The sequence below is a fragment of the Aminobacter sp. P4_H6_2 genome (assembly GCF_056400805.1).
In genome coordinates this window covers 1-3493 of record NZ_JBFUKO010000568.1, presented here as the reverse complement: position 1 = coordinate 3493, position 3493 = coordinate 1, and the positions used below count along the sequence as shown (strand labels likewise).

Annotated in this window: 4 protein-coding genes and 1 pseudogene; 4 read left to right on the top strand and 1 reads right to left on the bottom strand. The window is 59.4% G+C overall.

All coding sequences use genetic code 11. The annotated features are described in order from the left end of the window. Both AC1DUU_RS26655 and AC1DUU_RS26650 read left to right on the top strand, forming a co-directional pair. On the top strand, positions 1-650 hold a 650-nt coding region (locus tag AC1DUU_RS26655; protein WP_476786366.1), incomplete at its 5' end, for an aspartate-alanine antiporter-like transporter. Positions 651-832: 182 nt separating this feature from the next. Next, the gene (locus tag AC1DUU_RS26650; protein ID WP_476786365.1) at positions 833-994 is read left to right on the top strand and encodes a hypothetical protein; all 162 of its coding nucleotides are present in this window, start codon (positions 833-835) and stop codon (positions 992-994) included. A 492-nt stretch (positions 995-1486) separates the two neighbouring features. On the opposite strand, the gene AC1DUU_RS26645 is transcribed toward AC1DUU_RS26650, so the two are convergent. Next, on the bottom strand, positions 1487-1789 hold the full coding sequence (locus tag AC1DUU_RS26645) for an SH3 domain-containing protein (protein WP_476786364.1): 303 nt from the start codon (positions 1787-1789) through the stop codon (positions 1487-1489). 505 nt (positions 1790-2294) lie between these two features. On the opposite strand from AC1DUU_RS26645, the gene AC1DUU_RS26640 reads away from it, so the two are divergent. Both AC1DUU_RS26640 and AC1DUU_RS26635 read left to right on the top strand, forming a co-directional pair. After that, complete coding sequence (locus AC1DUU_RS26640; protein ID WP_476786363.1) at positions 2295-3191, top strand: glutamine amidotransferase; 897 nt, start codon at positions 2295-2297, stop codon at positions 3189-3191. Between the two features lie 4 nt (positions 3192-3195). Further along, a pseudogene (locus tag AC1DUU_RS26635) lies at positions 3196-3493 on the top strand (protein GlxC); the annotation flags it as partial.

Here is a 3493-nt window from a genome sequence, read left to right as displayed (position 1 = left end):
CAACGCGGATCGATCGAGGCGACGTAATGTGCCTGATCGGAATCAGGCCCGAGGTTGAGAAGGCAGCCAAGGAAATCGGTTATGCCGACCGTCCGACGGATGCGACGGACATGGTTTTCGTCGGTACTGGCATCGTGCTCGGGGGGCTTGTCGGGCTGCTTTCGCTGACGGTCGCAGGTATTCCGCTCACACTTACCGCGAGTGGTGGGGCATTGATCATGGGTTTGATCTTCGGTTGGCTTCGATCCGTGTACCCATTTTTCGGTCGGATGCCGGAGCCGGCGATTTGGATTTTCGATACCGTAGGATTGTGTCTCTTTATCGGGGTGGTAGGCTTGAGTGCTGGCCCCAGCTTCTTTTCCGGACTTCAAAATACCGGATTGAGCCTGGTTGCCGTTGGTCTGGTGTCGGCACTCTTGCCGCATACCATTGGCATCCTCTTTGGCCGCTATGTATTGAGGATGAGCCCGCTGATTGTCCTGGGGGCCTGCGCAGGAGCCGGCACGATTACCGCCGCCCTTCGTGCCATTCRGGACGAGTCTAACAGCAGCGTTCCCGCACTGGGTTACACAGTTCCGTATGCCGTTGGAAATATTCTGCTTACGGCATGGGGACCGGTGCTCGTGGCCATGATGACGATTGGGACATGAAGGGATAGAGCTTTCTGCGCTCGACAGCTGTCGAGCGCCCCATCGGCTCCCTGCAAACAGCTGCTTTCACAAAGGCTGCGCTGCCCGAGGTGCGGGTGTCGTTGCAGGTGACGGCCTCCATTTCGCTGCCCGGTAGTTCAGGTGCGGCATATCAGGTCGCGCTGCCCAACGACCTCTGTTGCATGGAAAACTACGGCCTCATCGCCGACTTCTGCCGGCGCTTTGATCCGCAGCCGAGGACACAGCAGGTGATGGCAAAATGGCCGAATGGCAAGGCGGAGAACTTCCGCCTCTATTGCTTCGCGACCCGCGAGGATACCGAGGTATTCGCCGACCCACTTTGAAGGCGTGCACTTCGATCCTGCCAAAGATCGCGAGAAGGGCAACATCAACGGCGCCTGGCTGCGATCCGACGAATGGAAGCCGATTGAGCGTTGCGGGCCGTTGGAACTGCCCCGGTTCTTCCGAAACTACGGGCAAATAGCCCTGCCTAGATACCTAGAAGCTCCTCATCTGCCGGTCGATCGCGTTCGCTATGCTGTCCGCTGTCGCGACCAATACTGAATCGAGACGGTGGGTGTAGCGACTGGTGATGGTGCTGCCAGCGTGCCCTATGATCGCACCGATGGTGTTATTGGAAAAGTCGAGATGCGGATTCCGACGTGAAGCCGGCCGCAACAGCTTACGACTGGGCTGTGTTTCTCTCGTAAGTCGAACAACGGGTTGAGGCGCCGTCGGCGTGAGTGGTGGAGTGGCGCCAACTTGCTGCGTCTGGCGGCCAGCTCTTAAAGGTCGACACGGATCCATCCTGAAACGCCCAGTGCTGTGATCTGAAGTCACTCACCTTCGCGACCTGATGCATTTACTGGATGCCCCTTCGGCAGGGTCGCTACGATCGCGGAGCTTGTCGACGGATTCGATCGGACGCGGGCTGCCGTCTTGGTCGCGAGATCTTCTGCGCTTGGAACATCAAGGCGGACTTCTGTTTCTCGTGACAACAGAGGATTGGCGCCGGGAGGGGGCTGCGCAACAGGAACTGGCCTTGACGGCGATGTTTGCTCGGCGCTGGACGGCACGCGCGGTGGATCGGGCTCGTTGCCACCAAACAACCACCATCCTGCCGCTAAGGCTGCTATCATCCAGCCTGGCTTCCCCCGAGTACCCATTCCCTTCCCCCTTGTCGGTAAGAAAAGCAGGTGCGCTGATAAGTGTCGAGCTTCTCATAAGGGATGCGCCCAACTATTGATGCGGATTTGGGATGAAGCTGCTTGGAACTGCGCGCTCCCCAGCCTCACTCTTGATTTCTTCTTCGTGAGCGACGCACATTTCAGCGACCAGTCGTGCCCGTTTCGGGTGAAAGCGACGACATGCCTGACCGCAAGGCGGATCTGGGTTCGGTAACCGTCGTATTTGATCTCATGCGATCACGCATCGCCCTCAGGCGGCTCGTCGACTAGCGTCGGGATGCGGTGGCGTGTTGATTTCCGAGGGGGGCCGCGCCCTGGTGGGCCAGCGTTGGCCGCAATGCCATTTGTGAGCCGTTCCGTTGTTTTTCTACAGGAATAAAAAATTCATCACAGTTGAATTGGGGTTGGGAACCTGCTAGCTTTTGTCACAGGCAGCCAATCAGGTGAGGAAACTGGGATGTGCGGAATTGTAGGACTCTTTCTCAAGGACAAGTCGCTGGAGCCCCAGTTGGGCGCGCTGCTGTCCGAGATGCTTGTAACCATGACTGATCGCGGCCCCGACAGCGCGGGCATCGCCATCTACGGCGGCGGCTCCAAGGGGCACGCCAAGATCACCATCCAGACGGCAACGCCCGAGGCGGATTTCAAAGGTCTCGACGTCGAGCTCGGCAAGAAGATCGGCGCCAAGGTTTCGGCGACGGTGAAGTCCACCCATGCGGTGCTGGACGTGCCTGCCGACAAGGTCGAGGAAGCGCGCGCGGCAATCGCCGAACTGCGCCCCAACGTCCGCATCATGGGTGCTGGCGAAGCCATCGAAATCTACAAGGAAGTCGGTCTGCCGATCGAAGTGCTCAAGCGTTTCGACATTGCCTCGATGGGCGGCAGCCATGGCATCGGCCATACTCGCATGGCTACCGAATCCGCTGTCACCACGCTCGGCGCGCACCCGTTTTCGACCGGTCCCGACCAGTGCCTGGTGCACAATGGCTCGCTGTCGAACCACAATAATTTGCGCCGCGAGCTGATCCGCGACGGCATGCGCTTCGAAACCGAAAACGACACCGAAGTGGCCGCTGCCTACCTGTCGTCGAAGATCGCGCATGGCCAGAATCTCGGCGAGGCGCTCGAAAGCAGCCTCAACGACCTCGACGGCTTCTTCACCTTCGTGGTCGGCACCAAGGATGGCTTCGGCGTCGTGCGCGATCCGATCTCCTGCAAGCCCGCCGTCATGGCCGAAACCGACCAGTATGTCGCCTTCGGTTCCGAATATCGCGCGCTCGCCAATCTGCCCGGCATCGAAGACGCCAAGATCTGGGAGCCTGAGCCGTCCACCGTCTATTTCTGGGAGCACTGAGATTATGCATTCAACAAATCTTGCGACCGCGCCTTTGCACCAGGCGAACTACGCGCCGAAGACCTTCGATCTTTCGAAGATCACTTTGCGCGAGTTCAACCAGGCCCTTCATGAGGTGAAGGATGCCGCGGCAGAATCGAACTGGGAGGTTCTCAACCCCAAGGGCAGCCATGCCGTTGCCGTCGGCGCCGAGCACGCGATCTCGATCGATGTGCAGGGCTCAGTCGGCTACTATTGCGGCGGCATGAACCAGAACAGCACGATCACCGTGCATGGTTCGGCTGGCCCCGGCGTCGGTGAAA